The following is a 24734-nucleotide window of genomic DNA, read 5'->3' as shown; positions in this document are numbered from 1 at the left end:
TCGACATTGAGTTTCAGTTTCGCCGAGAACTTCGACTTGGGCGTTTTGCTGGAACTGAAGCCAGTCAGCAGCGCCGTTTCCTTGCCTTGAAGCAGAGTGTCAATTTCAGCCGGCTTGAGCATCCTTCCGGCAACTTCCAGCCACAATTTGAAATCGCATGATTTGCAGAAAATCGTCCGGCGATCTTCATCCAACGCTGCTTGACAGCGCGGGCATTGAGCTTTGGTACTGCTGGGCTTGATCGGCAGTTTCATCTCAGCTGTTGCAGCGAGCTGCACGATCGATCGTACAAACTCGACTGTCTGAGCCATGAACTGATCCAGGCCAACTTCGCCGGTCGATACCTGGTCTAGCATCGACTTGAAAACGCCGGCTTGTGCGGGGTCTTTGACTTCGAGCGGCAAAGCATCGATAACCGCCCTCGTTTGATCCGAAGTCCTGAGTTTGCGGCTTCCGGGTTTGAGCGGAATGATCACCTGGCGATCTTTCATTTCTTGAATCATTGGTGCTCGTGTTGCGGTGGTACCGATGCCGTCACCTTCTTTTAGTCGCGCACGCGCTACAGGATCGCTTACGTACTTATGTACGTTCTTCATGGCGGCGATCAGCATCTTGTCGTCGAAATACGGCGGCGGTGTGGTTTTTGCGGTCTTCGCCTCGCAACCGTTGCAATGCGCGGAGTCTCCTTCTGCCATGGCAGGTAGCACCTGCTTGTCGTCGTCCTCTGCGTCGTCCGAAGGCTCTGCATCATCCGCGACGGTGAACACGTCCTTCCAACCCGCCTCAACCGGCGTACTTCCTGTAGCAGCGAAAACCTCGCCTTCGACCGACACTTCGATACTCGTTTTCAGGTACTGATAGGGACCGGCGAACTGCGCCAAGTAGGACCGAACAATCAAGTCGTAGACATTTCGCTCGACTTCAGTCCACTGGCTTGGCGTAACCGGGTTCTCCGGTATGGTCGGCACGATACCGTGGTGAGGTGTGGGCTCTCCCTTGGAGTTCACCATCTTCTTGTCGTCGAAGGCACCGGACTTGCGCGAAGGATCGATTTTGTCGCGAAGGTGGGCCAGGTCCGGACGGATACCGAGGACGCTTGCAATGACTTCTGGTGCGCCCTGGTGTTGTGCTTCAGATAGGTAACGCACATCCGATCGAGGATAGGTCGCAACTTTGTAGGCTTCATACAGTTGTTGCGCTGCCTCCATGACCTGGGCGCCGGTGTAGCCGAATTGCGAAAACGCCTCCATCTGCAGCTCGTCCATTGCCAATGGCAATGGCGGCTGCTGGTCTTTCGGTTCGACCTGGTAGAGCTCGATCCGGGCGGGCTTGTCTTTCACGCGTTCAGCGATGCCTTTGGCTCGATCCGCGTCGACCAGGCGACCATCGACGATTCCCTCCTGCCCTTCGGCAGGCTTCCAGCGCGCGGCGAAAAGGCCATTGGCATGCTGAATCTGCGCTTTGAGTTTAAAAAATGTCTGCGGCACGAAGCCTTCAATCTTGCGCTCCTGCTCACGCATGATGAATTGCAGAGGGGTTTGCACGCTGCCAACGGGCAGTGTTGCGTCGTAGCCGAGCTCACGACCTCGCAGTGTCATTGCTCTCGTCGCGTTGAGGCCAAGTAACCAGTCGTAACGGCCACGAGCAAGTGCCCATCGGTGCCATCCCTGGAACATTTCCTCGTGGTTGTCGCGGAGATTGGCCAACGCGTGCTCTACCTTCGAACGGTTGTAGTCGTTGATCAGTACGCGCTGTATGGGATTGGTAGTACGGAAGACATCGACGCCATGGAACTGCAGCGCCTCATCCACCAGCAACTGGCCTTCCTGATCGGGGTCGCCGACGTGGTAGATCACGTCGCAGATCTTTAGGAACTCTTTGAGTTTCGCCAGTGTTGGACGTCTCGCATCCTTGGGGATCAGTACCCATTGATGAGGAATGATCGGTAGATCCTGGCTGCGCCAGACCTTATTCCCCTTGGCGGTTTTCGGAAGGTCTTCCGGCAGGTAGTGGTCCGGCTTCGCTTGCTCATAGGCGTGGCCAGTCAGCCATATGCAGTGGTAGTTGCCACGAATTATGTGCGTTCTCGCCTCCTCATCGTTGCGGCCAGGCAACACATTCAGCACGGCCTCTATGAGTGATTTCTTCTCTCCGACCAGGAGAACCTTTTGATCATTCGCCATGAATTCCTCTCGTTGCGGCGGGGCAATGCTGCCCCATGGGTGCATGTATGTACGGGTTGGTTGCTTGCGGATATTCTGTAGAATATATACCATACAAAATAATTAAGCACCCAATGCACCCGATGCAGAGAGGATCAGTGATGGTAGAAATGCCCCCCGCGTTGCCCCCGGTAGCGGCCTGCGAAATCCAGGCAGCACGGGATTATTCCGTACCGCTCACTGCACTCCTTGCTCGACGACAAGCCGTCGTGGAGCGGGTAATCCGCCGGGCTGCTGAGCCACCAAGGAAGCAGGCCAACGGGGTTTACCCCATCGGCCTGCGTTGGGCGCAACAACTTGAAGTTCAGTTCGGCACATCACCTGGAGCGCTCGCAAGCGATCAATGCTGGGGTGCCCGTGCGACTGCTTACATCCTGCGGTTCAGCCAGGAGCAGGACTTTGACCGATCACAGGTCGAGGCTACCGATCCCTTCACCAACATCCCGACGATCCGTGTGCAGTATCTGGATCGCTCGAATGCCAAGCCGTTGAGTTTTTGAGGTGAGCCTATGAGTGGTCAGAGCGAAATCAAACGCGACGACAGCGGAATGCTAAATATTGCGCTGGTAGGCATTGTCATCGGCGTGTGCGTTGCCGTCTGGTACATGGAACACACCTATTTCGCGTATCAGGGCTTGAAGTGGGCTTGGTATCAGCTAGCTGTATTCGATTGGCCCTTCATGCCTGAGTTCATCCGCCACTGGCGGCAAGAGGCTGCGATTCTGGCTGGTCAGCCATCGTTCGTGACTTTCGAACAACTTTTCGCGGTGCTGAACAAAACAGGCTACTTCTTTATCGTGATTCCGTTGTTGATGACGCTGCGCGGAATCAAGCTTGCGACCACCCATCCTGCTTACAAAACGCGCCGGAAAATCACGGCAGAGACCCTGCCATGGATCATGTCCAACCACTCACCTGGTGTGATCCCGTCGCTGTACTACGGCGATCTGCTAAACACTGATCCGGAAGAACACAAATCCTCGGTCAACCCTGAAGAATGGGTCGAGGCCAAGGGCTTACTCGTCAACGGCCAGCTTGACCGCGATCGGATCAGGTCGATGTTGATTCAGGATCTGGGCCAACCGATCACCTCGTTGGATCAGTTAAAACCCCACGAAAAAGCCCTGTTTGCAGTGTTCGGCGCGCGACTTCTCTCCAATGGCAAAGATCTGAAAAAAGCTCAAGACCTTCTCGATGCGCTGAACCGGTCGTGCCACACACATACATTCGAGGGAAAAAAGGGCTACCCCGATCTCTCTTTGGCGGACAAGGCCTTCAAAAAATATTCAGCTCATCCAGAAGCTGACGGCTGGCTGAAAAAGCACAGCTATCCCCGCTCTATGCTGCATGCCATGCACGCGAAAGCCATGCTGAGCGGAAAGCTCCCCTCCTCCCACTTCCATTGGCTCAAAGGCATGGATCGTGGGCTCTGGTACGCCCTGAATACGACTGGCCGGAAAGGGCCATTCCTTGAGTCGTGCGCGGTATTCACCCAAACGCTCTGGGAAGAGTACGCCTTCGATACAGGCTACCGGCTTGTTGAACCCTTTATCGATGACGCCATAGACGGCATCGAAAACTACCTGATCAAGATCGGCCTGTTGGCCCCGAAAGCTACCGAGGAATGACCTGTGAAAAGCAACGATAACGTGCGTGTGGTTGAGCATTCGATGCTCGTTCATTTCGGTAGCACCGGTGAGAGCCAGACGATCTCGACGATCGATCTGGCGACTCAAGGTGTCAGTTTCTGCCTGCAGAAGAATGAAAAAGCGATCACCGTGCAACGACATGGTTCTGACGTCGTGCAGACCATCGAATCCTTCGGCACGGAACAATTGGCGAGCGCCGGTTTCGCCCATCTGCAGCATCAGCTCAATCGGTATGCGAAAAAGCGTCGGTTGACGGCCTGGTACAAAGGCGCAATCAAATGGGTGCTGAGCCCTCTTCTGGCTTTCATCCTTGTCGTATCACTTAACGCCGCGGTTACGGCGGCAGTCGCTCCTGGTGCTGTGCCGGCCGGCCAGCCGCCGGTAGCGGTTCAACATTCAGATCTTCCACCAGCGCTTCCACCAGCAATCCAACCACCTGTCGCAGAGGTAGCGCCTCGATCGGTAAAACCTCGACCGGACAGCAAACTCCTTATTAACGCGCTGCGCGATGGTGTTGCGACCAACAAATACAGCACCCAGCTATCGAACGGTCCGAAAGGCGAGCTCTATGTCTTTTCTGACCCCCTGTGCCCGTACTGCCAACGCCTGGAAACTCAACTGGAAAAGTTGACCGGTGACTACACGATCCATGTGTTCCCGGTATCCGTGATCGGCGGCGACGATTCACAAAAGCAGCTTGGCCCAATGCTTTGCAGTGAGGCAAATGCACGCGCGGGCCTCTGGAAACAAGCCGTCAGCAGCACCCGCGAAAAGCAGTCAGCTTCGTGTGAACAAGCATCCGAGGTGCTCGCTGCCAACAACGAATTCTTCCGGGCGATGTTGTTCGAGGGAACGCCTGTGATCATCAACGCGCAGGGACGTGAGTTCCCGTCGAATCAACGAGCGACCGCCGAAAATATCACTCAATGGGTCGCTACGTCGGCTGGAGCAAATCGTTAATGGTCAAGCCCAGCAACGTCTCCGTCGTCCGGATCCAGGGCGGCTTTCGTCATGGCTAAGTTCATACGGTTCAACGACGCCTTCCTTGAGAACCTTCGAGACCAAATCAGTCTTCCGGAGTTGATCGGTCGCGAGATCAAACTGAAGCGCTCGGGCCGCAGTTTCACTGCGCTGTGCCCTTTCCACGACGAAAAAGGGCCATCTTTCACCGTCAGCTCCGAGCGCAATACTTTTCGCTGCTACGGATGCCCAGCCAAGGGTGACGCGATCGAGTGGATGCGTAAGCGGTTTCACCTGAGCTTTTACGATGCCGTCGTGAAGCTCGCGGAGGAGTACCGTGTTGAACTCCCGGCCGCTGAAGTCGACGAGGTCGATGACAAGGAGAAGCGTCAGCGGTTGAGCCGTTACTACCAGGTGCTGAAAGAAGCTGCCCGCATCTACCAAAGCGGCTTGGCGAAAAGTCCTAGAGCACGCTCTTACCTGCACGAAACGCGCGGACTTAAAGAAGAGACGATCCAAGAGTTCGGGCTTGGTGTGGTGACCAAAGGCGTCATTAGTCTGCTGTCTAAATCGGGTGAGGACATTTTGATCGGCGCTGGCCTAGCGGCCCGCAACGACACCGGGCTTTATGACCGGTTTCGTCAGCGAATCATGTTTCCCATCCACAACGAAAGCGGAAACCTCATTGGCTTCGCCGGCCGAACCCTGTTGGCGAACCCCGACAAGGCGCCGAAGTACCTCAACAGCCCGGAAACAGAAATCTTCCACAAGGGCAAAGAGCTGTATGGCCTGTACCAGGCCAAGACTGCAATTCGTAAAGCAGGCTTAGCGATTGCTGTAGAGGGTTACATCGACGTCATCAGCGCGCACCAGGAAGGCGACAAACGAGTTGTTGCCCCAATGGGCACTGCAATCACAAAAGATCAAATCCGGCGCTTGTACATCCACACGGATCGGATTGTGTTCGCTTTCGATGGTGATCGGGCTGGAAGACGCGCAGCGCTGTCTGCGTCCGTTGTTTTGCTCGAAGAAATCAAAGATGGGCAATCCGCGCAGTTTCTGTTCCTTCCAGAAGGCGAGGATCCCGACACGTTTATCCGCACACACGGACTTGCGGGCTGGGAAGCGGCGCTCGCTGAAGCACGCCCATTGAGCACATTCCTTTGCGATTACGTTGCTCACAGGCTTGACCGTTCTGTTCCGGAACAACAAGTCACCGCTGCCAATAAAGCGAAAGCGATCCTGGCCAGGACAACCAAGGCACTGATGTTCCGGCATGCGATGCGCCTGAAGTTTGAAGACCTGGTCGGCGTACCTTTGAGTTGAGGGGATAACGATGGCACTCGACAGCAGACACGAAATTGACCAGTCGCAGTTGACCCGCGACACCAGGTCGCCTTGGCAACGCTCGATGATCTGGCTGTACCGGCCGGCGAACTTCCGAACCTTCCTGATCGCGTTCGCGGGATTGCAATTGTTCGTTCCCGCACTCTGGCCGGTCTGGATCGTGGTTTTGTTGATCATGCTCATGTCCTTCCAGGACCAAGAGTTCAACATGCCGCTTCGCCTTCCGAAGGATGTGGGTGGTCTCGATACCACCGATTTCTACGAAGAGCTTGTTGAAAAGAACACTCTGTGGGGTCTGATACGCAAATCCAAAACAGTCCGTCGCTACCTCGCGGCAGGCGGAATTCTCTATTTGGGTTTCTTCCGTACCGCAGATAAAGAAGAGCAAGGCCGCGAGCTCTGGCTGAACAACTCAGATGCCAGGACGCACCTGTTCCTGGGGGGTACGACCGGGTCCGGAAAAAGTGAAACCCTGATGGGAATCGGCTACAACGCCCTCTGCTGGGCGAGCGGATTTTGCTACGGGGACGGCAAGGCCGATTCAAACCTTGCATTCTGCTTGTGGTCTTTGACACGCCGCAGGGGCCGTGAAGACGATTTCCTGGCACTCAACTATCTGACTGGCGGAATGGACCCCTTCAAGATCATGGTGGACCGCGAGGAGGGTCGTTTCGCCGGCAAAGCATTCTTGTCTCAGTCCAACTCCATGAACCCGTTTTTCGACGGTTCGGCCGACTTTCTGCTGCAGTTGATGGCTTCCTTGCAGCCTAAGGCGGGTGGTGATGGTGCTGGGTGGCAAGACAAAGCACTCAACATGATCGACGCTGAGATCCGCACGCTTTGCTACAAGCGAGCGAAGGGTGAACTCGATATCTCCATCGCAGTGATCCGTAACTACATGGCCCTGCAGAACCTGGTGAAGTTCTACATCGAAGGTCTTGAGGGAAAGATTCCCGAACTCGCCTTCCTCCCCATCAAAGCGTATTTCGAAACCGGCCTACCCGGATTCAATCCGAGCCTTGCAAATGACCCATCTCAGTGGGATCCCGAGGTGTTCAACCAGCACGGGTATCTGACCGGCCAATTCGCGCGGACGCTCGGCATGATGATGGACACCTATGGATTTATCTTCGAGGACAAGTACCCCGAGATCGACATGCTCGATGTGCTCCTCAACAACCGAATCCTTGTCGTCATGATCCCGTCCCTCGAGAAGTCAGCATCGGAAGCGGCGGCGCTCGGCAAGCTGTACATCTCGTCGATTCGACTGATGATGGCGCAGAACCTGGGCTACCGCTTAGAGGGCACAAAGGCGGAAGTGCTGGATGCAAAAGCAACCAACGCGCCTAATCCATACGTAATCATCAGCGATGAGCTGGCTTACTACTTCGCTGCCGGCATCGCGGTGATGTTTGCTCAAGCTCGATCACTCGGATTCATGATGGTCGCAGCTGTTCAGGACATCCAGGGCCTGAAACGAGGCGAAGCGAGCGAAGAATCCGCGTCGATGATCGCTAACACGAAAGTCAAATGGACATTGGCGCTGGAAGACCCGGAAGACACCTACGAGCTCATCAAAAAGGCCGGGGGCGACGCTTACTACAGCGTGCTAACAGGGCATGAATCAACACAAGGCATGCTCGCTTCTTCCTACGACAATAACCGTACCGCGACCATCGAAAAACGTGACCGGGTCAGTCTTCGCGAGTTGAAAGGGTTGGACTCTGGCCAAGGGCTAGTGATCTTCAAAGACGCGGTTATTCCGAGCGCTTCGTTCTACATCCCAGACGACGAAAAGAAAACTGCGAAGCTTTCGGCACGTATCAACCGCTTCCTGCAGATCGAACGCCCGGTTTATGCCCGCCTTCCTCGTTCGGCGGTGAAGCTGGACGAGCATGACGTTACGTCTGCGGACTACATCTTCGCCCAACTGCGGCGCTCAGAAAAACCGTACTACCCGAACCTGGTCGACCCGATTCTCGACCACGTGATAGCCGCTGCCGAAAAAATGAACGACATCCGTCGCTTCGAGGTGAATCCGATCGAGCGCGGCATCGTGCTTTTTGAAGCCGCCCGTCGTGGATTGAAGGCCGCAGAAGAAGCAGGCCTGACCGGATACATGCACGAACCTCGTCACGACGACCCATACGAATTGATGCCGGAAGAGGGATACGAAGACGAAATCCCTGAATCCGCCTACGACACTGATGAATAAGGAATAAACATGTCCAAGATTTTGATTGGAAACGACTTCTGGGAAGAGCGCAGAGGTAACAAGCTTCCTGTCTACTGGCAGGAAAGCCAAGTGTCGAATCACCATGTAGGTGTCGCTGGCACGTCGGGCTCCGGTAAAACACACTGGATCCGTGAATTTGTCACCGGCATGCCTGATGACGTCGAGATCGACATTTTTGATTACCACGGGGATATCGAGATCCCGGGAGCATCCACCGTAATGTTCAGCGAGGCGACTCGCTACGGTTTCAACCCGTTGGTCCTCAATACTGACCAGCACTACGGCGGCGTGCGGCGTTCCGTAAACGATGTGATCGAGGCGATCAACAGCACCTCCCGCCAACTGGGCGGCAACCAAGAAGGTGTACTCCGTCACTTGCTGACAGACACCTACATGCTCAAGGGAATTTTTGGTAACAACCCGCGATCCTGGGTTAAGCGTGAAGCGTCCGAGGCTGAAATTCGCGACATGATCGAAAAGAAGAACTGGTCGGGCCTGCGGGACGTGTACCCATCACTCGACGATGTGATCCAGTTCGCCAGACGCAAGCTGAAGGCGCTTTGGATGGGTGTCGAAGATAAAGAAACCGGGCGTAATGCCCTGGGCGCTTTCGATGACTACTGCAAAGCGCAGAGCTCACTGAATCTACTCCGCACGAAGATGAATCGTTCGGGTGGATCGGGCAACGACGAAGAGCTGGAAAAAATGGAAAAACGTATGGAGACCTCGAAGGCAAAGTCCATCGAGACCTTCACGACGTTCGTCAACAGCATGGACACCGGCCGTGAGTTTGAAGAAGCGATCAAATACAACAGCAAAGACGTGCTTCTGAGCGTTATCACTCGTTTGGAAAACCTGAGCTCCACAGGCATCTTCAACCCTAATCCGCCGCCCTTCGGTAATGCCAGGATCCGGCGTTACATCCTCAAGCCCCTGGCCCAATCCGAAGATGAGCTGAAGATGTTCGTCCGTTTCCGCATGCGAGCAATCATTCGCGAAATGATGCAACGCGGCGAATCTGGTGGCCGTTTGCGGCGGATGATCGTTCTCGACGAATCAAAAAAATTCAACAGCGAAGACGGCAGCAACCCGATCAACGTCATCGTCAACGAAATGCGCAAATTCGGTCTGGCCATCTTGTTGGCCGGACAGTCGCCTGCTCACTTCTCACAAGATTTCATAAAAAACGCCGGCACCCTGTTGTTGTTGAATCTTTCCACTTCGGATTGGAAGGAAGCCGCCTCCAAGTTGCGCATCGAAGAAAAAGACCTGAAGTACTTCAAGCCACAGCAGACCGGCGCGGTACGCATGCTTGAAAAAGGCCAAGCAGCAGCGTTTCGGCAAGTCAGTTTTCAGCAAAAGGAGTCTCGCGTATGAACCATTCAGTGCAGTGCTTTCGCTACGATCGTTGGTCGGCTGTACCAGCAATGGAATTGCTGGAAGGTGATCTGATTTTTCACGCCGAGCAGCTGATCCATGTAACGGCCTCTCCTTACCTGAAAGATGGGAAACCGCACATTCCGGGTGAGGTAAGAGAACCAGGCCCCATTCAAATCGATTTTTCCAGCGGCTACCTCGCCAGAGTAATGGACCTGGTTGGCTCCGGCCTGCAGGAGTTCGAAGACGGCACGGCGCTCATCACCGATTTCGACCTGGCACCAGGTTTTGTGTACTCACCCCGCTTGTCGAAAGCGGATCTTGAGGCGTTCTGTGAACGCCACATTGATCAATACCGCGCGTTCTACGAAGCCAATCGGCCGGCGATCGACGAATGTATCAACGTCCACCTTGTGCCGTGGTGGATCGATGCAGCAGAGGAATCATCGAGATGAATCCGCTTGCTGAGATCCTGGGTGTCGGCAAACACGTGTGCGGCCCGACGAGTTTGCTCTCACTGGCAGATGTCGTCGACAGGGTTGCCGAATGGCCTCAAGGCGTCACTGCGGTGACGCAGGAGCCTGATGGCGAGCTCTTGTACTGGGATGCCCCCGTCGACGATGTAAGGCAAGCACGCGCTCGAGCCGGTGCCGGAAGCATGCTCCGCGAGCTCGGCATCAAACACCAGATCCATTCAGCCTACCTGAACCTTAATAACCCCGTTCTGGCCCACGATTGGCAGGTACGCGTCGTCGTGCCGCCGATCGTTGCGCAATGATTGATTGAGAGGTGCACCGTGATTCTGCCATTTGAGCTTGATCCACAAATTATTCATCACATCATCTACAGCCAGGCCGGTTCGGTCGGTAAGGCAATCATTGAGCTGCTGATGAACTCAGTCGACGCCGGCGCAACGACGGTGCGCCTGACGATGGCCAAAGATGGTTTCCATTGCTCTGATGACGGCACTGGCTTCGCCAGCCGGGAAGATGTACTGCGCTATTTCGGCCGATTTGGCACGCCACACCAGGAAGGCGACGCAACCTACGGGCGCTTCCGCCTGGGACGAGGCCAAATCATGGCCCATGCGACCACAGTGTGGTCTTCCAATAATTGGAAAATGACCGTCGATACACGATCCATGGGCTACAACTACGAGCTCGATGACCTGGCTGTCGAGGCGCCTGGCTGTTCGATCGTGGGTTCCTGGTACGAACCGCTCAATGATCTTGAGTTGATGTCAGCGGTGCAGGAAGTCCGCGACCTGGTGCGTTATACGACCATTGCGGTGGAACTGAATGGCAAAATCATCACCCGCAACCCAAGCTCCGAAAAATGGGACTTTGAAGACGAATGGGCTTTTTACCGCGCGAAGGAGGATGGCCCGGTTTCGATTTACAATCAGGGCGTTCTGGTTCGTCATGATTCCTCGCACGTCTGGGGTGCCGGCGGGCTGATCGTTTCGAAAAAGGCAATTGATCTCAACGTCTCGCGCACTGAAATCCTGCGCAAAACGTGCCCCGTCTGGAAGCCGATTGCTAAGCAATTCGGCAAGCTGGCAAGTGAAGTGTCGGCCCGCTTGGGCGATCACAGAAAGACGGAGGCTCGGCGTGAAAAATCTGCTCGGGCGCTGCTCAGTGGAGATCCGCAGCTCACTCACATATTCCAACGAGAAGAAGTCATCACTCTGCTCCCAGGAAAAAGGCACGTCACGCTGCAGGACTTCGTTCGGAAAGCTAAGCGCGACCACAAAGGACAAATCACGGTAGTCGAATGCGGCGATGATGTTCCAAAGGGCGAGGCGATTGCCCGGGATGGAATAATCCAGGTTGTACACCCCCAGACGCTAGAACGGTTTGGTTGCAACAGTCCAGAGGATTTCCAGGAAGTACTGGAGCGGGCGATTTCGAACGTAGGTGACGCGTTCGTTAACAGCAGCTCTCGGTCGGGATGGCAAAAAGAAGAAGTACTTCGGCAGTTCCCTATGCCCGAATTCGTGTTCTTTGCGACCTTACGCGAAGCGTTCGTAGAACGAACCCAGATCCTTTCTGAAAAGACAGCCCTCGATAAAGAAACACGTCGGGCATGGACTGCTCTGCGCTGGTGCATTCAGCAATACGCCGGTGCGTGTACAGGGGCCAAACGTTACACCAATGGCCGGATGGCTTACGACGAACCACGTATGCACGTGCTCCTGGGGGAGTCCAACACCGCAGAGGCGTGGACGGATGGCGAATGCTACCTTGCGATCAATGTTCGAATTGTGAAGCGCCTCAATGCGGAACCGCTGAAAACCGCAGCATATATTTTTGGGCTGGTGGAGCATGAGATCGCTCACAAGGGCGATAGCCTTGAATGCGGCCACGACGAAGCGTTCTATCAGCGTTATCACGACATTTCTATCCAGATGAGCCCCGAGCGTCAGCGCTACATGCACATGTGGCTCATGAAATATACGTCGAGCATGGAAAGCGAAGGCAAGAAGGCTCGTGGGAATGCATGGAACGAGCGTTACTTGGTGGACCGTGTGGGCAGTGGCCGCGTGAAAAGAGGCCTGCCACCGGCCATCGAAGATCTATCCGCTGATCGTTTGGTTCAAGCCGAAGTTCCAGCCGAAAGCATGGCATTCATCAACGTGGTCAACGCGGGGCTCATTCAGCGTGGTGTCTGCCCTCCACCTCCGGATTGGCAACAGGTGTTGGAACAGGCTGCGCACGACCAGGTTGAAATCAGCAGGGAAAATCGAGCTAAAGCGGAGCAAAAGCGGCTAGAGAACGATGAGTGGTGGGAGGAAGAGAAAAAGCACATGCAGGCGGAAATAGGTGCGATTTTGGGTATCGATGCTCAAGTCCTCTGTGATCCCGGTCTACTGCACCTGTTCTACCGTTGGTTAGATGGCGTCGGCGACGACGAAGTTCGAGCTGCATGGCAACGGAAAGATTGGGAAATAGTGCAGGCTGAACAGGATCACTTCGACCCCTATGACCACTACGACCACCTTACTCCAGACCAGGAGGCCGAATTAGAACGAATGGCAATTGAGGCAGAGGCTGAAGAAGAACGAAATCCTCCGGATCCACGCCTTCGTATCGACGAAGACTGTCGTGATTTTGTCCAGGAGGGTGAGTCGTACTGGTCCTTGGAACGAAACGCTGCAGTGGCAGGGTTCTGGACCGTTGAAGCCTATTTGAAATGGCGAGCTGCTACCGAAGTGGCGTAGATAACCGATTTCGATAGGTTCAGAGTCATAAGGCCTGGTTGCATGAGCACCAGGCCTTTTTTATTCAGCTGGCTGAGAAGCGATCTGGGCCAGCCAGAGGCGTTAACCGCTTCAATCTGGTCAAAGGGTCGGCCCGGAAGCCGCAAGCGGCGCGCAGCCTGCTTGCAGGCGAGCACCGAACGGGTGAGGACTGAAGCGCAGCGCTCCCTTTACCAGGTGGCTGGTGATCAAGGCTCCCCCGGCGGTCATGGGGTTGCTCCTCCCCCATGGCCGTTGGGGTCAGAGGCCGACTCGCTCCCTTCCTGGAGGGAAGGGCGGGGGGATGGGTTTGGCCGGCGGCGGCCGGTGTTGGCCGTCATCCACAAATCCACGGGCTGTGTTAGGGGATGGGCCAGGGGATCCCCGTGCAGGCGGTGGGGTTCGTGGGTGATCGGTGCTCCTGCAGGTGCCGGCGGTGCTGGTGGCCACCGCCAGTGGCCGTGCCCTGCCCTGGTCTTTCCCGCGGCTGATCGCGCACCTGGTGCACGTCGGTCGACGTGCCCGGACCAGCACCTGGTCAGCTGCTCGATGCCGGCGGCGCCGGCGACTGTTGCAGGTGATCCTGATCGAGGCCGGTGCCGGTGCCGATCGGCACGGCGCGGCCGGCGATCGCCAGTAAGGCATATCCACGAGTGGGTGAGGTGTTGGCCAGCAGATCCGCGCTCGATCGGCGCGACGGGTTTGGGCGACGTCCTGGGCCAGGCGCTGCAGGCGGTGCTGGTGGCCACCGCCAGTGGCCTTGCCCTGCCCTGGTCTTTCCCGCGGCTGATCGCGCACCTGGTGCACGTCGGTCGACGTGCCCGGACCAGCACCTGGTCAGCTGCTCGATGCCGGCGGCGCCGGCGACTGTTGCAGGTGATCCTGATCGAGGCCGGTGCCGATCGGCACGGCGCGTTTGGCGATCACCGGTGAAGCACATCCACGAGCGTGGTGAGGAGTTGGCCAGCGGATCCGCGCTCGATCGGCACGGCGGGCTTTATCGAATCAACAAAGATTGAGGCAGTTGCACTGGTAGAGCGCTTCATCAGCTGTTGTGGTCTGTCACCCTGCCGTGACTGACAAAACGCTCTCCGGTACAACCGCGCTGTTTGGGATATGGAGTATTGGATCAGTAGAGAGGATATGAAACCGCATTCATCGAATAGAGCATCACAATCCACCCTGCAGCGGAAATGTAGGGGCCAAACGGAACGACTGCCGAATCGGTGGTGGAATCAACGATGGCAAATCGTTTAAGTGAATAAACCAGGACACCGAGTAATGCGGCTAAAAACACAGTGAATGGCAGAACCTGCCACCCACCCCAAGCCCCGATAACACTCACTAACTTGAAGTCGCCATGACCAATGCCTTCCTTGCCAGCGGCCACGCGAAAGAGCCACGAGACAATCCAAAGTGACATGTAACCGCCGATAGCCCCCCACAACGCCGCCGAGCTCGTAGTGTAAAAACCGAAGTTGTTCACTATCAACCCGGCCCATACGAGCGGAAGGACAATCATATCCGGTAGGAGCTTGTGATCAGCATCTACCAAGCTCACTGCGATCAATGACCACGTCAGCAAGATGAAGGCCAACCCTTCCAGGGTAAGCTCGAAATGGTGAATTACTCCAACGCTCAGTAAACCGCAGGCCATGACAACAAGCGTTCGCCGCGTCGCTGAGTGAGGGTTGTTGAATCCTGGTAGAGCCGGATGATCTGCCGATAGCCCAAGAATCTCCCGGGCGTCCCTCTCCCATTGCCGGTAAAGGTACAAGGGTAACCAGGCTACGACTACGTTGATAGCAGTCCCTGCAAGGATCCCGATCACAAACACAACTACAAAGAGGGTAAGACTATCTGACATATTCTTACCCCTTGATCGTACTGGTTGTGCCAACAGCGGTGAACCAATCGGCCTCACCAATTTCTGCATCAGGGTGGGTTGCGAGGACGCATAGGCCTTCATAGCCCGCCCAGGAGAGCAATCGCCCTGGTGCCAGGTCCTCGGCGGATTTACAGAGCGCCATGATGTCCTGCGGGATTGCGCCGGTCTGAGTAGCGTGCCTGTTTTTGAGTGCAACCACAGCGAGCGTGCAGTCATGAGTACGATCGGAGTCTCGTCCGGTCCGCCTTGCTTTCACATACTGGTTTATGGAGGTGACGCCGAGAGCTCTCATGGACGCCACGATTAGGAAGCGATCGTTTCGGTAATCAAGCAGTCGATCCAATGGATCTTCTTTGATAAAGGTCAAAAGATCATCAGCAGTTTCCAGGATCCGGACACCTTCAAACTCACGCATGGTTCTTCCTCTTGCAGGCCAAATAGAGCGACCGAATGATTCCAATCGGGTCGGTTGCCAGTCCTTGAACTCCGGGGTCATGTGATGGAGTTACGTCATGAGGCGAGGGATCGAGCAGAGCCAGCAATTCGTGACGAAGATCCAAACTTTCGTACAGCACCGAAGCGCGAGGATCACGCCCTTCGTCAAGGCTGATCTCAGCAAGATGCTGCAGTGCGACTACCAGACTATCGCGCGCCTGGGCATAAGCGACGCGTGACGCTACATCACTGGGTGCTTCCCCGTTGACCACTGGATGGCAATCTGAAGAAACGCGAGGATAGGCGTATAAAAACCTTGAGTAAGACTCGTCCCTGAGTATTTTCGCCAAAGTGGTACGAGCTTCTTCCGTCGAGTTGCTCCATCGCTCATTGCCCATCCGGGCCAAAGATCCATCAGGCAGTTCGGTCCATGGACCAATAAAAAGCGATTGCTCATATATGCGACGAAAACTTCGATATTTGACGCTTGCTAATGCCGCGCTGACTAATGCCAGTAAATACCCTTCGCGCATTGCTTAACCTCCGCTAGGTCAATTCAAGTTTTGCCAATAGGTTTGGCTTACCATTATTTCGTATTGTAACCATTATACAGATAGCGATGAGCGATTTTTCAGCGCATCAGGAACGATATTGGTCGCGCGTTTGGTCAAGGGTCAGCCCGGAAGCCGCACGCGGCGCGCAGCCTGCTTGCAGGCGAGCACCGAACGGGTAAGGACTGAAGCGCAGCGGTCCCCTTTACCAGGTGGCTGGTGATCAAGGCTCCCCCGGCGGTCATAGGGGTTGCTCTTCCCCCATGGCCGTTGGGGTCAGAGGCCGACTCGCTCCCTTCCTGGAGGGAAGGGCGGGGGGATGGGTGTGGCCGCCGCCGGCGGCCGGTGTTGGCCGTCATCCACAAATCCACGGGCTGTGTTAGGGGATGGGTCAGGGGATCCCCGTGCAGGCGGTGGGGTTCGTGGGTGATCGGTGCTCCTGCAGGTGCCGGCGGCGCCGGTGGCCACCGCCAGGTGGCAGTGCCCTGCCCTGCTCTTTCCCGCGGCTGATCGCGCACCTGGTGCACGTCGGTCGACGTGCCAGGGCCAGCACCTGGTCAGCTGCTCGATGCCGGCGACGCCGGCAACTGCTGTAGGTGATCGAGATCGAGGCCTGTGCCGATCGCCGGTAAAGCACATCCAGGAGAGGGTGAGGTGTTGGCCAGCGGATCCGCGCTCGATCGAGGTGGTGGGTTTGGCCGGCGTCCAGGGCCAGGCGTCGCATAGGGCGCCGCCGGCGCGAAGCATCATTCAAGGGCGCCTCAATCGAAGGGTAGATCTCGGCTGACATGAGGCTCGGTAGTAGCTTAGTGCCACGTCTGTAAACTACGCCTCAGTAAATCGGCATAGATTCAGATGAGACCCACTGCGGACAATAGTCCGCTGACGACAATAGTCAGCAACCCGACAATCCCGGCCTTGATCCCTGGGCCGGTGTTTTGAAAGCAACTCCTAAAATTCTTGACCACAACGCCGCATTCGGTTGCGTACTTGCTGAAAGGCGCAAGGGCCTCGGCCTGTCTCAAGAAAAGCTAGGGTTTGAAGCTGAAATGGACCGGTCCTTCATCAGCCTCCTTGAGCGCGGAAGACGCTCTCCCACACTCGACACATTGATGCGCCTTTGTCAGGTACTGGAAATTTCCTTGACGCAGCTCTCAGCCCTGGTGGAGGCAAAGCTGGATAGGAAAAATGACTGTCAATCTGACCCTCGCTGAAGCTCTACAACGCTATCGCGCACAGGTTTCTATCCTAAAAAAAGGTTACCTGCAGGAAAGCTACCGCATTGATCAGCTCTGCCGATGCTCCCTCGCTCAAAAGCAGCTGCGTGAGATCACGAGTCCAGATATTGCGACGTACCGAGACGAGAGATTGGCGCAGGTAAATCCTCGCACCGGAAAAACAATCTCGGCTGCAACAGTTCGGCTGGAAATGTCACTCCTGAGCAATTTATTCGATGTCGCGCGCATTGAATGGGGAGCGACTGAGTCCAATCCGGTCTCGAACGTCAGAAAGCCGAAATCGCCCCCGGGCCGGGATAGGCGATTGCTGCCCCGCGAAGAGAGAAAAATTCTTCGTCATTGCCACCAGTACCCAAATCCGGAGCTGTACTCGATCGTGGTCCTTGCTCTTGAGACCGCCATGCGGCAAGGCGAAATATTGAAGCTGACCTGGGAACACATCAACTTCAAAAGCCGTGTTGCACACTTGCCTGAAACAAAGAACGGTACCAAGCGAGATGTACCCCTCAGTCAAAAAGCACGGGACGCACTTGTGCGCTTAGGGCCAAAAACCAAAGGTCGCGTGTTCAGTTACACATCGAATGGCTTGAAGTCGTCGTGGAGGTACATGCTCATCAGGCTGGGTATAGAAGACCTCCATTTTCATGATCTGCGTCATGAAGCATGCTCCAAGCTCTTCGAGCTCGGCACCCTGGACGTCATGGAAGTCGCAGCGATCAGCGGCCACAAATCACTGTCGATGCTAAAACGGTACACACATCTACGGGCTGCGCGGTTGGTCAAAAAACTGGAAGGTAACAAACATCGTGGTCAACAACTGATCATCAATCACCTGGTCCCGTACCCGGCGAGGGTGATCCCCAGCGAGACCGGCGTCGAGATACAGCTCCTCGATTTCGACGATGTAGTGGGCCGCGGGACATGTCACGCGACCGCTCTGCAAAGCGCACAAGACGCACTCCTTCGGCAGCTCATGCTGTCCATCCGTGACAAACTCCCGATCCCTCAACCGGATCAATATCTTGAGGAAGTCGATGAGTTCGACGTGATCATGCTCGATCCGTTGGTGACCAATGACTCGATGCCCCGAGCGGTGGCTTAACACTTTATTAGCGACAAAATGTCAGAGCGATACGAGCTAAAGGCCCGGCTGGCATGGCTCCCAGCTAGCCGGTCCTTGCCAATCCGGTGTGTGGACTAGTGCCGGAGCAAAATTCAAAAACTATATCTCCGGCGCGTGCCAAGGTTACGGTGGGTGGAATCCAAATGTATGCGCTATTGCTGACTCAACTTGGACAATATGCACTCTGTCTGGTGCTTCGGCCGTAGGTGAAGACGAGTCCGGTCAAGTTTATCGTGACGGTGCTGGAAACTGGTTCCTATACGCGGTCAGAGCCGGTTGGGCAGGCGTATTTTATTGGCAGTGCCTAAAATGAAATAGGTTTACTGATGCTTTTGTACGGCGTACTTTATGCTCCGCGTAATTAACCAAGCTTATAATGCACAGTTGTCATGTTGCGAATATAAACGAGACTCGCGTTACTGTAGATGGATGTAATCTCTGTATCGCAAGAACATAACAAACCTTGATTAGGGCCCCGCCGAGCGCGGGGCTTTTAGGTTCGGATAATTATTTCAAGCATACAGCAAAGGCAACAAAGCACGAGTTTGCAGCTTTTGCGCCGGCGATAACTCCCCAGCCATTGGCAGAAGGGGCACTATAGTCAGGTGCATTAGAAGAGCTCTCATTAAATGGCCCCCACCAAGCTAATTGATATCCCCCACCGGTGACTTGATAACCAGCCGGGCACGTCGCGGTCACAAAGTTTCCGTTAAACACAGGGATCTGTGTAGAACAAGAAGCAGCAGGAGAAGATACGGTGATCATGGAATTTCCCCACTGTTTAGCCCACACACCGGATTGGCAAGAAGCGAATCCAATTGGTAAGTACATTTGTTAAACAGCAGTTGCAATATCCCAGTTACTCGGGCTTCAAGAACGTCGACTTCCGAGAAGCTATACTCACAGCGGATTGCGCAATATCCCACAGCCGATTGAAGCCAGACTCCCATGCAGAACCTGCGCAAAGTCATCGGACCCAGTGATTACCAGCAATATGCGAGCCTGCCCACCCACCTCCGATTGGCCGTAGCAACCTATTGTCAAGCTGAGCGGCACCAGTACTCGCTATTAGCCAAGTCATGGCGATATGATCGCCACTCAGTGATCCACGCAACGGTGCACGATGCCCACACCTGAGTCCATATCCCATGCGCAATTGCCCCATACCCGGGCTGTTCCAGAACAGACTCGCACAAGTCGATCGGTCACGGTAACCAGTCCTATAGCAAGGCTGTACCCCCCACCTGTTGACCCACACACCGGATTGGCAAGAAAGTGTTAAACCGGCAGCATTTCGCCCCACCAAGCCGTTCGGGGCGCAGCCTGCGCCTTCCGTCGCAATGGCATTCAGTTGCAGGTATTCACCGACTTCGGTGCGTCCTCCGGAGGTGAGCTTACCGGCACGCATTTCACCACCCGTGTACACGTTCTTGTCGCCGTAGGAACGCACCCAGTTGGGGTCGCTCATGTACCAACCACCGTTCCACTTCTGGTTGTACCAGCCGCTGTCGCCCGTACTGCGGAACCAACCACCAGTCGTGGTTTCGCCCGCGATGGTGGCGTTCGCGGCACTGATGTCGCCACTGGCGGTCATGGTGGCGGTAGTCACAGCGGTTGCAGCAACGGTGCCGGCGTTGTTCAGGTTGTTGCCATTCATGTTGATGGCGGTATTCATCCGGTTCAGCTCCGGATGGCCAGGCACTGCGTTGCGATAGAGATAGTCGTTGACGAGAGCGCCGTCCTCGAGGAACAGAGCGGTAGCTACGTGACCTGCTCCCGGGCTAATCGCAAATGGCGAGAGCGCCATTTGCCATCCACCAAAGCTGCCTGTAGCCACCGTGGTGTCCACAGTCGAAATGAATCCACCCTTTGCTCCCATGTACTGCGCGATGCGGCGACCGTCCAACTCGCTTATGGTCTGGCCGCCGGTGGTCACCACCATGGCTTGCAGTTGATTTGGCAGTGGTTCGATCACCTGAATACTGTAGTCCTGGCCAAAAGCATTTTTGTCGCTGATCCCGGCCGGCAAATAACCGGTCGACTTCAACATGGCCACAGTAACCACGGCCGGTGTCGTCGGACCGGCGCTGGCCACCACTGCGGCGTAGTTGTCCTTCAAGTATTTGCTTCCTGCACCGGCAATCAAGGTCGCGTGGTCTGCAGCCTGTTTGTTCGTAATGTTGTCCAGGTACTTGGAGTACTGTTGCGCTCCGGCGCCAAAAGCGATCGCTGAAATGATCAGAACGATCAGTGCTTCAACCAGACCTGCACCGCGTTGATTGCTGTAGCCACGCATTGTTTTCATTTCTGTCTCCGATGAAGCTTGGCTATTGGGACCACGTAGCAGAGTTCTGCTGCAGGGTCGCGTCCTGCAGAATCTGTTGGGTCTTCCCTTGGCGGATTTTTTCTTTGATGCCCAACCCGTCCGGGCCCGTGAGCACGAGCGGTTGAGCAGACATTCTGGTAATCACGCGTTCCCCTTGGTGCATTCGATTCAACGATTGCCAAAGGACCATGCTTAAACCCGTTGCCAGGACGTCAGCAGCGTTCTCCATGCCCCCGGCTGCGAACGTGATGATGCGTTCGGCGGCCTGGGCGACGTTGCCGGCATGTATCGTTGCGAGTATCAGATGTCCGTTGATTGATGCTGTCAGGGCTTCGCAGGCGGTAGCCTGGTCGCGGATCTCGCCAATGAAAATCAGATCCGCGCCCGTCCGCATCGCGTGATAAAGGTGCTCGGCGTAACCGCCAGTGCGACGGGAAGCGTGCACCTGGACACAGCGCCCAGGACCATGCTCGCCGTTCAGCTTGGTTTCTGGTGGATCCTCGATCGCGATACACAAACCACCGAAGTTCATTAACCGATCTACGACGAATCCGGCAGCGGTCGATGTCTTCCCGTTTGCCATCTCACCGGCGATCAAGACCAGTCCGCGTAGGTTGGGTTGCCTCCAGGTGTTGATGACGTATTCAGGGAAGACCAGGTCTTCAATGTTTCGGATCTGCGCACTGGACTTCCGCACAAAAAAGACGTCTTGGAAGTTGATGTCTATAACTTTTGTGACACGCAAAAGCATGTCATCCAGTGCTACGGAGAACTCTGCGCCGTGCTGTTCCGCGCATGCCTTGCACTGCTCACGCAGAACCTGAATCTCGTCCTTCCACTCCTCAGGCGCTGGAACACGGGGCGAGCTCGCCCCGTCCAGCCCTTTGACTTCGCAGAACGTATCGCCAATGTGCAGATCGACGAAAGTCGCGTGGGCAATTTGACTCACTGGCTGATAGTCCAGGCGATTGTGTTGGTAGTGGCGCTGCAGTTCGTGGTTGCGGTCGCGCTATCGACTTCGCCGATGACAGCTGTGCCGGAGTTGATCTTCGTCGAGTACGCTCGGGTTTTTGCCACTTTGGTCGCCAAACTCACGCACGAGTCCTGTGGGATGCTTCCGTAGGTCAACACGAATGCGGGGCCGGTCGAGGTGACGGTTACTGTGCCGTTCCAGGAGTTGAAAATGGCACCGCTGGAGTTCGTGAGCCCGTCTGGAATGCCATCAGTCGTGATCAGTTGCGGAATCAGGTTGGCTCCGTTCGTGCCATAGCCTTGGCTGCCTTTCAGCGCCCGGGTATTCACGATCAGGTTGGCGACGTTGGTCTGTTCACCGTTGTTGGTCTGCTTGTTGAACAGTTTCAGGCCCAAGGCGATTGCACCACCAACAACAAGGGCTGCGAGGATGAGGTAGAACAACATTTCCATGTTGCTCGAACCAGTTTGTTTGTGGAGACGGTTGATAGTTTTCGATTTCATAGAGTTTCTTCCAGTTTGTTGTTTACAGTTAATAATCAGGTTAAGTACGGGCACTTACGGAGCGATCAAGAGCGTCTTGCATATCCAATGTTCCCAGTACTACCAGGGCCATCAGTCCGGCCATTAAAGCGGCACTGATGATTAGAGAAAGTGCGGCGGATTGCTCAACGCGCTTAATGCACTGCTCGACCCAGTCTTGAGAAAACTTATTGATCGCTTCATCGAAACCTTCACGAGAGGCCAGAATTTTCAAGTACTGAACGGCGCGCTTATCTGGGAATCGATGGCCAGCGCGATCAAGCGCAACACCAAGGTTTCCGCCTTGCCGCGTACCCAGGATGGCGGCACCGATACGCTCCTTCAGCCACGGTTCAGCGTCCTGGTGCAGTAAGAGGAGCGCGTCGTGCAGCTGGATTCCGGCGCGGATCATGACCGAGACGTTGAGCAAAAACGCAGACCCATGGAGTACGCGGTAAGTTGTATAGATGGGCGCTCTATCAAGGAAAATCCGAATTTCACCCGTAAGTCGCGGGAGACTGAAAAACACCGACACCAACACGCCAACGATCGCAACTATGAGATAGATGCCGAAGTTGGTTACCGCCCAGGAAATGACGCTGAGTAAATAACCAACGCCTTCCCAAGTATCGGGATCACTCAGTTTTGCCATCTTTGGGACCAGGATTGTCGCAATAACCCACAGCAACAGCCCTGCGAGGCTGTAAAGAAATGACGGATACACAGTTGCGCTCAAGACTGCCGCTTTGATTCGTTGTTTGTACGAGATCATGCGGATAGCGTCTTTAAGCGAGGTTGCAAGTGCGCCGGACTGCTCGCCGGCGGCGATCAGAGTGACCTCCTGGTGCGGTGCCCATCGAGAAAGTGCTTGGCTGAGTTTGCGTCCGTTAGAGGTGGCCTGAAAGCATTCCAGGGCCACGATCGCCAGGGGTTCGCCCGTATTCTTTCTGTCGTCACTGAAAACGTTGTGCAGTTCCAGCAGGCCAGCATTGAGCGGTACGTTGTTTTCCAACAGCAACGCGATCGATCGATACAGCTCAATGCGAGATCCTGAGCCGAAGCGAATTTTGGTAAGCCATTCGTCTAACGAAGACCAGAGTGTTTTGAGCATCATGGCTTGGCTGCTCCGATCGTCATGAAGTCTTCATCGAGCGGGCCTACATCACCCTCGACCATGAACGGGTCAACCAAACCTTTATTGAGCTGCCGGATGGCATGGGCGTTTTTGGTAATTCCCCCCATTTCGTGTACCCAGTAAGCCTTAGCCTCGGCTTTGCTTCCGCTGAACACCCTCATAAATTCCAGGTTCGGCAACAGGACTTCGGCGATGACCGTACGGCCGGAGACGCCCTTGCCTTTGCATTTTGGGCATCCCGGGCCTTTTACGAACACAGTGTCGGGCGTACAGAACGTTTCAACGCGCCGTTGAAGATCAGGTTTAAGACCTGCCTTACCTTCGTGATAGGGAATCTTGCACTCCGGGCATAGCACCCGAGTCAGCGACTGATTGATGAAACCTTTGACCAGCGAAGGGTCCAGTACCAGGGTCGAATCAACACCAAGGTCCAAAAGCCGCTGGATACTGGAAATAGCGTCCTGAGTGTGCAAGGTGGTCCACAAACCATGCCCGGTCAGAGCGCCACGGAATGCTGCCTGCGCCGATTCGAAATCACGCATTTCACCGACCATCAACACATCGGGATCCAGGCGAACCGCGTTTTTGATCGAGAGTGCCCAGTCATCAACGCCAAGTTCCGTCTGGTTGGCGCCGGCGATTTTGTACTCGGGCGGATCCTCGATCGTCAGGAGGTGAATCTTGTATTGAAAATGCTCCAGCAGCTCCTGCAAGAGCACTTGTAGCGTTACAGACTTGCCTGAACCTGTGACGCCCGAGACAACAACGATCCCTTTTTTGATGTGAATGAGTCGACGCATCTGGAGGATTTGTTCGGCGAGATAGCCCAGCTCCTCCAGCTTGCGTTTTTGCCCGTTGTCGTACAGCAGACGAAGCACCATAAGCGGGCCGGTCATCATCGGGCGGGTCGCGACGCGCGCTCCGAAAAGGCCGCACTGGGTCACAAATTCCTTCTTCAGGCGCGCATCCTGGCTGACGTGCGGTTTGTAAAACTCATCCGAAGCCTCGCACATGGACGCATAAATTGAGCTGAGGAACTCGGATCCCTCGGTTTTGTGCAGCTGGCCGGCTTCTTCAAGATCGCCGTGAACCCGATACTTGATCTCAAGAGCTGACTCTTCGAGCATCAAATGAACGTCACTGGCTTCCTGCTCGGATGCTTTGGTGATGACTTGAACAACCAGCTTTTGAAAGTCACTGGTGCCGTGACCGTTCGCCAGGAGTTGGGTGACGTTGTCAGCGCTGGAAGATGATCGATACAAGCGATCAATTTCTTCGACGCGTACATAGACCACTTCATAATCCACGGCGTTGTATTCAAGCCGCTCCTGATACGACATAACCTGAATATGGTTCTGATGAGAGTTCGACACGTAGAGGCGCATGTCGTCGGTCAAACACACCATTTTCATGAGCTCGGCAGAAACCTCCCAACGCTCTCCTGGTGCACTGAGCACCCGGCGGGCAAGGATTGGCAACGGCGAGACATTGGATACATTCAAACTGGTCATATCA

24 protein-coding genes are annotated in these 24734 nt (G+C 55.3%); 13 read left to right on the top strand and 11 right to left on the bottom strand.

The annotated features are described in order from the left end of the window. Nucleotides 1-2183, bottom strand: a 2183-nt coding sequence (locus ACYZTX_RS30110) for a type IA DNA topoisomerase (RefSeq protein ID WP_462037251.1), incomplete at its 3' end; no start/stop codon positions are given. A gap of 140 nt (nt 2184-2323) precedes the next feature. Here ACYZTX_RS30110 and ACYZTX_RS30105 point away from each other — a divergent pair. From ACYZTX_RS30105 to ACYZTX_RS30065, 9 genes are read left to right on the top strand one after another with little or no spacing between them, the layout of a single operon-like run. Further along, nucleotides 2324-2722, top strand: a complete 399-nt coding sequence (locus ACYZTX_RS30105; protein ID WP_462037250.1) for a lytic transglycosylase — start codon at nt 2324-2326, stop codon at nt 2720-2722. A gap of 9 nt (nt 2723-2731) precedes the next feature. After that, nucleotides 2732-3850 (top strand): secretion/conjugation apparatus DotM-related subunit, encoded by a 1119-nt coding sequence (locus tag ACYZTX_RS30100; RefSeq protein WP_462037249.1) that lies wholly within the window; start codon nt 2732-2734, stop codon nt 3848-3850. A gap of 3 nt (nt 3851-3853) precedes the next feature. Continuing rightward, the gene (locus ACYZTX_RS30095; RefSeq protein ID WP_462037248.1) at nt 3854-4831 is read left to right on the top strand and encodes a DsbC family protein; all 978 of its coding nucleotides are present in this window, start codon (nt 3854-3856) and stop codon (nt 4829-4831) included. 51 nt (nt 4832-4882) lie between these two features. Beyond that, a complete protein-coding gene (gene dnaG / locus ACYZTX_RS30090; RefSeq protein WP_462037247.1) occupies nt 4883-6157 on the top strand; it encodes a DNA primase in 1275 nt (424 codons plus the stop codon). 10 nt (nt 6158-6167) lie between these two features. Beyond that, nucleotides 6168-8393, top strand: coding sequence for a TraM recognition domain-containing protein (locus tag ACYZTX_RS30085; RefSeq protein ID WP_462037246.1), 2226 nt, complete (start codon nt 6168-6170; stop codon nt 8391-8393). Nucleotides 8394-8402: 9 nt separating this feature from the next. Further along, nucleotides 8403-9791: an ATP-binding protein gene (locus tag ACYZTX_RS30080; protein WP_462037245.1), complete on the top strand. Its 1389-nt coding sequence runs from the start codon at nt 8403-8405 to the stop codon at nt 9789-9791. Continuing rightward, nucleotides 9788-10246, top strand: a complete 459-nt coding sequence (locus ACYZTX_RS30075; protein WP_462037244.1) for a hypothetical protein — start codon at nt 9788-9790, stop codon at nt 10244-10246. Before ACYZTX_RS30080 ends, ACYZTX_RS30075 begins: the two co-directional genes overlap by 4 nt. Continuing rightward, nucleotides 10243-10569: a hypothetical protein gene (locus ACYZTX_RS30070; RefSeq protein WP_462037243.1), complete on the top strand. Its 327-nt coding sequence runs from the start codon at nt 10243-10245 to the stop codon at nt 10567-10569. Before ACYZTX_RS30075 ends, ACYZTX_RS30070 begins: the two co-directional genes overlap by 4 nt. Nucleotides 10570-10587: 18 nt before the next feature. Next, nucleotides 10588-13011 carry an ATP-binding protein gene (locus tag ACYZTX_RS30065; protein WP_462037242.1) on the top strand — a complete coding sequence of 808 codons (2424 nt, stop codon included), beginning with the start codon at nt 10588-10590 and terminating at the stop codon, nt 13009-13011. Between the two features lie 120 nt (nt 13012-13131). On the opposite strand, the gene ACYZTX_RS30060 is transcribed toward ACYZTX_RS30065, so the two are convergent. Then, a complete protein-coding gene (locus ACYZTX_RS30060) occupies nt 13132-13260 on the bottom strand; it encodes a hypothetical protein (protein ID WP_462037241.1) in 129 nt (42 codons plus the stop codon). Nucleotides 13261-13465: 205 nt separating this feature from the next. On the opposite strand from ACYZTX_RS30060, the gene ACYZTX_RS30055 reads away from it, so the two are divergent. Together ACYZTX_RS30055 and ACYZTX_RS30050 are read left to right on the top strand one after the other, a co-directional pair. Next, a complete protein-coding gene (locus tag ACYZTX_RS30055) occupies nt 13466-13669 on the top strand; it encodes a hypothetical protein (protein WP_462037240.1) in 204 nt (67 codons plus the stop codon). 17 nt (nt 13670-13686) lie between these two features. Beyond that, nucleotides 13687-13962 carry a hypothetical protein gene (locus ACYZTX_RS30050; RefSeq protein ID WP_462037239.1) on the top strand — a complete coding sequence of 92 codons (276 nt, stop codon included), beginning with the start codon at nt 13687-13689 and terminating at the stop codon, nt 13960-13962. Nucleotides 13963-14158: 196 nt separating this feature from the next. Here ACYZTX_RS30050 and ACYZTX_RS30045 read toward each other — a convergent pair whose 3' ends face one another. Genes ACYZTX_RS30045 through ACYZTX_RS30035 form a run of 3 tightly spaced genes read right to left on the bottom strand, consistent with a single transcriptional unit; the run spans nt 14159 to nt 15885 of the window. Beyond that, nucleotides 14159-14896, bottom strand: coding sequence for a prepilin peptidase (locus ACYZTX_RS30045; RefSeq protein WP_462037238.1), 738 nt, complete (start codon nt 14894-14896; stop codon nt 14159-14161). Nucleotides 14897-14900: 4 nt separating this feature from the next. Further along, a complete protein-coding gene (locus ACYZTX_RS30040; protein WP_462037237.1) occupies nt 14901-15332 on the bottom strand; it encodes a hypothetical protein in 432 nt (143 codons plus the stop codon). Continuing rightward, nucleotides 15325-15885: a hypothetical protein gene (locus ACYZTX_RS30035; protein ID WP_462037236.1), complete on the bottom strand. Its 561-nt coding sequence runs from the start codon at nt 15883-15885 to the stop codon at nt 15325-15327. Before ACYZTX_RS30035 ends, ACYZTX_RS30040 begins: the two co-directional genes overlap by 8 nt. A 956-nt stretch (nt 15886-16841) precedes the next feature. Between ACYZTX_RS30035 and ACYZTX_RS30030 the strand changes: the two genes are divergently transcribed. Beyond that, on the top strand, nt 16842-17117 hold the full coding sequence (locus tag ACYZTX_RS30030) for a helix-turn-helix domain-containing protein (RefSeq protein ID WP_462037235.1): 276 nt from the start codon (nt 16842-16844) through the stop codon (nt 17115-17117). Continuing rightward, nucleotides 17092-18243 carry a site-specific integrase gene (locus tag ACYZTX_RS30025; protein WP_462037234.1) on the top strand — a complete coding sequence of 384 codons (1152 nt, stop codon included), beginning with the start codon at nt 17092-17094 and terminating at the stop codon, nt 18241-18243. Before ACYZTX_RS30030 ends, ACYZTX_RS30025 begins: the two co-directional genes overlap by 26 nt. 528 nt (nt 18244-18771) lie before the next feature. On the opposite strand, the gene ACYZTX_RS30020 is transcribed toward ACYZTX_RS30025, so the two are convergent. The 6 genes from ACYZTX_RS30020 to ACYZTX_RS29995 form a co-directional block, all read right to left on the bottom strand. Further along, nucleotides 18772-19029, bottom strand: a complete 258-nt coding sequence (locus ACYZTX_RS30020; RefSeq protein WP_462037233.1) for a hypothetical protein — start codon at nt 19027-19029, stop codon at nt 18772-18774. Between the two features lie 202 nt (nt 19030-19231). Further along, nucleotides 19232-20569, bottom strand: coding sequence for a shufflon system plasmid conjugative transfer pilus tip adhesin PilV (gene pilV, locus ACYZTX_RS30015; RefSeq protein WP_462037232.1), 1338 nt, complete (start codon nt 20567-20569; stop codon nt 19232-19234). Between the two features lie 22 nt (nt 20570-20591). Further along, nucleotides 20592-21539 (bottom strand): ATPase, T2SS/T4P/T4SS family, encoded by a 948-nt coding sequence (locus ACYZTX_RS30010; protein WP_462037231.1) that lies wholly within the window; start codon nt 21537-21539, stop codon nt 20592-20594. Further along, nucleotides 21536-22066, bottom strand: a complete 531-nt coding sequence (locus ACYZTX_RS30005; protein ID WP_462037230.1) for a type 4 pilus major pilin — start codon at nt 22064-22066, stop codon at nt 21536-21538. The genes ACYZTX_RS30010 and ACYZTX_RS30005 overlap by 4 nt, the downstream gene beginning before the upstream one ends. 40 nt (nt 22067-22106) lie before the next feature. Beyond that, complete coding sequence (locus tag ACYZTX_RS30000) at nt 22107-23198, bottom strand: type II secretion system F family protein (protein ID WP_462037229.1); 1092 nt, start codon at nt 23196-23198, stop codon at nt 22107-22109. Next, on the bottom strand, nt 23195-24730 hold the full coding sequence (locus ACYZTX_RS29995) for a GspE/PulE family protein (RefSeq protein ID WP_462037228.1): 1536 nt from the start codon (nt 24728-24730) through the stop codon (nt 23195-23197). Before ACYZTX_RS29995 ends, ACYZTX_RS30000 begins: the two co-directional genes overlap by 4 nt. Nucleotides 24731-24734: the final 4 nt, after the last annotated feature.

The sequence above is a fragment of the Pseudomonas sp. MDT1-17 genome, assembly GCF_054898105.1.
This window is presented reverse-complemented; position numbering and strand designations above follow the sequence as displayed.